The following is a 6,349-nucleotide window of genomic DNA, read 5'->3' as shown; positions in this document are numbered from 1 at the left end:
ACAATTAAAATGTGCCGCAGTTTCCCGTAAAAAAGCATCTGGATGAGCCTCTACAAAGGCTTTCAATTCCTCTAAAGGAATCTTTCGGTTTTTGACGACTCGCTTTTTCCTCTCTAAGTGTCCTTGTTCACGTAAGTTCTTTTTCCATGTGAAGAGAGTTCTGACGCCGACATCAAAAACCTTGGCTGCCTCGACATGGCTGTGCCCCTCTTTGATGTAATCTAATGCTCGCTGTTTAAAATCTGTACTATATGCCATAGCTTTATTATAACATGCTTGTTTGAAACTAAGCAACTATATTACCTAAAAGACTCAGGTGCTATGTTAACAGGCTGGGTGAAAGATAGCAGATCTTGGTATTACCTTGCTTCAACTGGTAAGATGCTTCACAACACCTATACACCTGGTGGTTACTGTGTAGATACCGGTGGCGCTTGGAAATAATCTAAAGTATACATTTTATTCCTTCAGCTATTAGTGTACATGCTCAGACTAAATGTTATCAGAGCTACAAAAAAACTAGATAATAATACGAAAAGCGAATCGAAACAATGAATTCTGTTTTGTTCGCTTTTTGTTTCAATCTGTGTCATTACGATATTTTCATTTAATTGTATATCCCCCAAAAATTTACATTTTTATATGAAGTATTTTAGATAAAAGCAAACGCTAAATCATATCCTCAAAAAAACAGGTTTAGAACATTTGAAAAATCGAACGCTCAGCAATGATAGTCTGTCTGGTGGCGAGAAACAACGCCTAGAAATCGCCCGCGCCCTCTACCATGATAGCCAACTCATCTTAGCAGACGAGATTAAGGCCAATCTTGACTCGGAAAATAGCAGAAAAATTAGCGACTTGCTCTTCTCCCTACCTCAAACAGTCATAGAAGCCATTCACCACTACACAGAAGAGGACTTAAAAAACTACGACCAAGTCATTCACTTAAGCAAAGAAAAGTAATATTCTTCGAAAATCGCTTCAAACTATGTCAGTTTGACCTACAACCCCAACACTTTACTTTGAGTAACATGCAGCTGACTTCCTAGTTTGTTCTTTAATTTTCATTATCCCTTGTTCATTTCCTTGAAATTTTCTGAAAAAAGAGTAAACTGGTATTCAAGAAGTCTATTTCGTGGAGTTTAGGATGAAATTATATGTTCAATTAATGATTCTCTTTGTGATTTCTCTAATCGGAGAGGGGATTTCCAGTTTCTTTCATTTGCCCATCCCAGGCAGTATTATCGGCTTGATTATTCTCTTTCTATCCCTACAATTCAAATGGTTGAGAACTAGGCATGTCAACATGGTGGGGAATTTCTTGCTGGCCAATATGACCATTCTCTTTTTGCCGCCAGCAGTAGGAATCATGGAAAAGTTTGATGTGATTGCTCCCTATCTCCTACCCATTGTTTTGATTGTCTTTTTTGCAGCAGTTGTCAATATTATCCTCATAGCGTTGGTAGTTCAGTTTATCAAACGACGGTTTGAGGGAGATTATGAGAAAGGAGATGCCAAATGAGTGAATTTGTTTCCAATCCCCTATTTGGGCTTGCCCTGTCTATCCTAGCTTATCTAGTGGGGATGTTGATTTACAGACGTTTTCCTCATCCATTGACAACGCCCCTGCTTTTGTCGGCTATTTTTATCATTATTTTTCTTAAGGTGACGGGTATTTCTTATCAAGATTACTACCAAGGTGGGGTTTATCTGAACAACTTGATTGTCCCGTCGACAGTGGCTTTGGGGATTCCGATTTACAAGAGTTTTCATTTGATGAAGCACCATGCTCGGAGTATTCTCTTTGGTAGTCTGCTAGCAGTAGTTGTCAATACCTCTTTCACAGCCCTTGTGGCCAAAATCTTTGGTATGGACTTTTTCCTAGCCATTTCTCTCTTTCCCAAGTCAGTAACAACCGCCATGGCAGTGGGAATCACAGAAAAATTGCAAGGTCTGACGACCGTGACCTTGGTGGTAGTCGTGGCAACTGGGATTTTAACCAGTGTCATCGGACCAACCCTTTTGAAGTGGTTGAAAATTGACGACCCAGTAGCTGTTGGTCTTTCCCTTGGAGGAACAGGCCATGCAGTTGGAACAGGAACAGCCTTCCGATACGGCTCTGTAGCAGGAGCCATGGGTGGTTTGGCTATCGGTGTCACTGGTATTCTCTATGTCTTTGTCAGCCCCATCGTAGCTAGTTTGATATTGAGTTAATACTCTTCGAAAATCTCTTCAAACCGCGTCAACGTCGCCTTGNNCAACCTCAAAACACTGTTTTGAGCAGCCTGCGGCTAGTTTGCTCTTTGATTTTCATTGAGTATAAAAAGCAAGGAATTCGAGCAATCTCATTATGGTAGTGACATGGGGGTCTAACTTCTCATATTTATACATTTCTCCAATCAGTTAGTTGATTACAACCGAGATTTTCTATACTCTCCTTATAAGATTTTCGCATAAGATGAGACAGCACACGCTGAAGACGTCTATGTTATTTAGATTTAATGCAATCTTTTCAAAGAGTTTTGATAATCTATATTTCTTATTTAGTTTAGTTGATTTCATATCACTATACTATAATGCTTATCCAAATGATGACACTATCAAAACACCCTATTATTGGATGCTTACGAAACAGATTTTTATACTCTTCAAACCACGTCAGCTTGTCCTTAGTGTGTATACGTTACTGACTTGGTCAGTTCCTCAACCTCAAAACTATGTTTCGAGGAGCCTTCCGCTAACTTCCCAGTCTGATTTTCATTGAATATTAACGATACTTTATCACATAAAGAGGCTGGATGAAAAGTCTTCACAATCAAAAAACGCATCCTATCAAGTTGAGTCCTGATAGGATGCGTTTTTATATTATTGAAATTTTGTTACAGACCGATAAGAGTTCTATCATAATCAATAAATAAAGTGATGGGAAATAAGAATTGCACACCCTGGTTTTGGAATTCAAATCAATTTATAAGAATGTTTTAGAAGCAATATTATCTTATTCCAGATTCAGTTCACTATACAATTGAGTTCTCAAGCAACCTGTTTACATAATGTGTGCATAATTAGGTTCGTGATTCCACTCTTTTTATCTCTAAAAAACCTCGCTTTCGCGAGGCTCTTCTATTTATAAGATAAGGCACGTTTAAATGTTTTCCAAATCCCTAAATCATCTGTTTGAAGGACTAGGCTGGCATACATGCGTCCGATAAATCCTGTTGCTACCACCGCAAAAATCACTGTAATAGCAAGTGAAATCCATGCTTCTACTCCCCCTGCATAGCCATTAATAGTTCTAAATGGCATAAAGAAGGTCGAAATAAAGGGAATATAAGAACCAATCTTCAAGATGAGATTGTCACCAGCTGCACCTAGAGCTGTCACTCCAAAAAAACCACCCATAATCAAAATCATCAAAGGCGACAAGGCTTTTCCTGAGTCCTCAGGACGAGAAACCATAGAACCTAGAAAGGCAGCCAAGACGACGTACATAAAGAGACTGACCAAAATAAAGAACAAGGTATTCAGTGAGAAAGCATCTCCCAAGTGATCCAAAATACCAGACTGAGCCAAGAATGGCAAATCTTTAAAGAGTAGAATGGCTGCCAGACCACCTACCACATAAATCCCGATATGCGTTAAAATCACCAGAAACAGAGCCATCATCCGCGCATAGAAATAGTGACTAGCCCTTATGCTAGAAAAGACGACTTCCATAATTTTGGTGCCTTTTTCACTGGCAACTTCCTGAGCTGTTACACCCGCATAGGTAATCAGAATCATATAAAGAAAGAATCCTAAGGCGCCTGCTGCAATTGTTTGAATAAACTTTTTATTTTCCTTGGCTTCATCAATCTTTTCTGTGAATTGAATTGTCTGCGCTAAGCGTTTTTCCTGCTCTTGAGACAAGGAAGCAGTTGAACGATTAAGCTGATTTTGCAGTTCATTGAGTGTATCTGTAACTGCAAATTTAATTCCATTTTCAAGCGACGTTTCGCCATGATAAACTGCCTTCAAGACACTATCCTCTTGGTCAATAGTCAGATAGCCTTTTAATTTTTCATCTTTAATCGCTTCTTTGGCACTTGCTTCGTCTTTGTAGTCAAAATTAACACCATTTACATTCTTCAGTCCTTCTGCTACAGATGGCACTGTTGTCACTACTGCCACTTTATCATTTTTAGCCATTGAAGAGCCTTGGAGATAAGCAATTCCTCCAGAGATTCCTAAAAAGAGGAACGGTGAAATCACCATAAAGAAGAAACTCCACGATTTGACATGTCGAAGATAGGTTTCCTTGATTACAACCCACACATTTCTCATACTTCCACCCCTGATTCTAGTTTAAAGATTTCATCGATTGTTGGCGCTTGTTGGTCAAAGGTTGCGATATATTGCCCTTGAGTCAAGATTGGGAAGAGTTCTCTACCAGCACTCTCATCCTCCAAGATCAATTTCCAACTACCTTGTTTGGTCAAGCTCACCTGTTTGACATGAGGAAGGTTTTCCAATTCTTCCTTGCTTCGTTCACTTGAAACAAAGAGACGCGTTTTCCCGTATTGATTGCGGACATCCTGAACTGGTCCGTGCAAGACCACACGGCCATCTCGGATCATGAGAATATCGTCACAAAGTTCCTCAACATTGGTCATGACATGGTCAGAAAAGATAATGGTTGCTCCACGCTCTTTTTCTTGAAAAATAACTTGCTTGAGCAATTCTGTATTGACTGGGTCCAATCCACTGAAAGGCTCATCCAAGATAATCAAGTCTGGCTCATGAATCAGAGTAATGATGAGCTGAATCTTCTGCTGATTTCCTTTTGACAGACTCTTGATTTTATCTGTCAGCTTCCCTTTCACTTCCAACCTCTTCATCCATTGAGGGAGTTTTTCCTTGACCTCCTTGGCATCCATACCTTTTAGAGTCGCCAAATAACGAACTTGTTCAAGGACTGTCAATTTAGGCATGAGACTGCGTTCTTCAGGCAGATAACCAATCCGAGCATAGGTCTCCTGACGAATATCCTGACCATCCAGACTGATTTCTCCTTGATATTCTAAAAACTTCAAAATACTATGGAAGATCGTTGTCTTCCCAGCACCATTTTTTCCGACTAGTCCCAAAATACGACCTGGTCGCGCTTGAAAGTCAATACCAAACAAAACTTGCTTGGATCCAAAACTTTTCTCTAGACTTCTTACTTCTAGCATCTTTCACCTCCGAAATTTCTTGCACTCATTATACTCCTTTTTGATAGCCTTTACAATGTTTTTTGTCCATTTTTAGAAGACTAATGCTATGTAAAATATGGCCTGGAGCACTTTTATACTCAATGAAAATCAAAGAGCAAACTAGGAAGCTAGCCGCAGGTTGCTCAAAGCACAGCTTTGAGGTTGCAGATAGAACTGACGAAGTCAGCTCAAAACACTGTTTTGAGGTTGTGGATAGAACTGACGAAGTCAGTAACCATATCTACGGCAAGGCGACGCTGACGTGGTTTGAAGAGATTTTCGAAGAGTATTAGTGATAAATCCATTATACAGTAGCAAACTTAATTTATCCACTCTGCTCCTCAACTGTCAGTTTTTGGTCCTGAATTGTTATTTGAGTAACTCCTTTTTCCTCATAAAATTTTCTTCCTCTAAAATTTCTGGAAAAAAGCGAATAGTTTCAGACAACATTTTTTATAAAAAACAAGTTCATCTGTCATTTCAAGAAGGAGTAATCCTTTATCTACTAATGGACGGAACGGAATTCAACCGCTTGTCCCATATGTTTTCTAAGGATTATATAGTAAAATGAAATAAGAACAGGACAAATTGATCAGGACAGTCAAATTGATTTCTAACAATGTTTTAGAAGTAGATGTATACTATTCTAGTTTCAATCTGCTATATCTATTATGCACACCCCTATAGGATCTAATGAAAATCACAACAGGCTCATTCATAGATGGTTACCTCAGGAAACTAAGAAAACGACTACAAAGGAAGTCGCATTCATCGAAAAGTGGATGAACAACTATCCTAAAAAATGCTTGAACTACAAGTCCCCCAGAGAAGACTTCTGGATGGCTTACTTGAACTTGAAATTTAGCAATAATTCATTCACCATCTAACTATATTTAATAATTATTTCAGAACTGATTAATATTAAAATTAACTAACGATTCAAAAGATTCATACTAGACATAAATTACGTCCATCAGAGAGACTCTTATTATTTTTAGATTTTAGTCTTTCTAGCTTCAGAACACATCTAAACTTTAGAGAAGATGACTATTCGAAAGCTCGAATGCCTCAAAATTATATCAGATAAGCTATTCGAACTTAGAATGCTTTTAAAT

5 protein-coding genes and 5 pseudogenes are annotated in these 6,349 nt (G+C 38.6%); 6 read left to right on the top strand and 4 right to left on the bottom strand.

Going from position 1 to position 6,349, the window contains the following annotated elements; genetic code table 11:
• Positions 1-258 (bottom strand): annotated as a pseudogene (locus HT671_RS01965) (IS630 family transposase); the annotation flags it as partial.
• 39 nt (positions 259-297) lie between these two features.
• On the opposite strand from HT671_RS01965, the pseudogene HT671_RS01960 reads away from it, so the two are divergent.
• The 4 genes and pseudogenes from HT671_RS01960 to HT671_RS01945 form a co-directional block, all read left to right on the top strand.
• A pseudogene (locus HT671_RS01960) lies at positions 298-444 on the top strand (choline-binding protein A); the annotation flags it as partial.
• A 216-nt stretch (positions 445-660) separates the two neighbouring features.
• Positions 661-963: pseudogene (locus HT671_RS01955) on the top strand (ATP-binding cassette domain-containing protein); the annotation flags it as partial.
• A 184-nt stretch (positions 964-1,147) separates the two neighbouring features.
• Complete coding sequence (locus HT671_RS01950; RefSeq protein WP_000781328.1) at positions 1,148-1,522, top strand: CidA/LrgA family protein; 375 nt, start codon at positions 1,148-1,150, stop codon at positions 1,520-1,522.
• Positions 1,519-2,214, top strand: a complete 696-nt coding sequence (locus HT671_RS01945; protein ID WP_023934327.1) for an LrgB family protein — start codon at positions 1,519-1,521, stop codon at positions 2,212-2,214. Before HT671_RS01950 ends, HT671_RS01945 begins: the two co-directional genes overlap by 4 nt.
• Before the next feature lie 172 nt (positions 2,215-2,386).
• Here HT671_RS01945 and HT671_RS11505 read toward each other — a convergent pair.
• From HT671_RS11505 to HT671_RS01935, 3 genes and pseudogenes are all read right to left on the bottom strand, one after another.
• A pseudogene (locus HT671_RS11505) lies at positions 2,387-2,536 on the bottom strand (IS630 family transposase); the annotation flags it as partial.
• A 587-nt stretch (positions 2,537-3,123) separates the two neighbouring features.
• The gene (locus HT671_RS01940; protein WP_050223183.1) at positions 3,124-4,323 is read right to left on the bottom strand and encodes an ABC transporter permease; all 1,200 of its coding nucleotides are present in this window, start codon (positions 4,321-4,323) and stop codon (positions 3,124-3,126) included.
• Positions 4,320-5,213: an ABC transporter ATP-binding protein gene (locus HT671_RS01935; RefSeq protein WP_000895303.1), complete on the bottom strand. Its 894-nt coding sequence runs from the start codon at positions 5,211-5,213 to the stop codon at positions 4,320-4,322. Before HT671_RS01935 ends, HT671_RS01940 begins: the two co-directional genes overlap by 4 nt.
• A 122-nt stretch (positions 5,214-5,335) precedes the next feature.
• On the opposite strand from HT671_RS01935, the gene HT671_RS11500 reads away from it, so the two are divergent.
• Together HT671_RS11500 and HT671_RS01925 are read left to right on the top strand one after the other, a co-directional pair.
• On the top strand, positions 5,336-5,527 hold the full coding sequence (locus tag HT671_RS11500) for a hypothetical protein (protein ID WP_240153259.1): 192 nt from the start codon (positions 5,336-5,338) through the stop codon (positions 5,525-5,527).
• A gap of 393 nt (positions 5,528-5,920) precedes the next feature.
• Positions 5,921-6,121: pseudogene (locus HT671_RS01925) on the top strand (IS30 family transposase); the annotation flags it as partial.
• Positions 6,122-6,349: the final 228 nt, after the last annotated feature.

The sequence above is a fragment of the Streptococcus sp. 2741 genome (assembly GCF_013276315.1).
Classification (GTDB): Bacteria; Bacillota; Bacilli; order Lactobacillales; family Streptococcaceae; genus Streptococcus; species Streptococcus pseudopneumoniae.
Note: the sequence above shows the minus strand (reverse complement) of the source record. Positions and strands in the feature narration are given on the sequence as shown.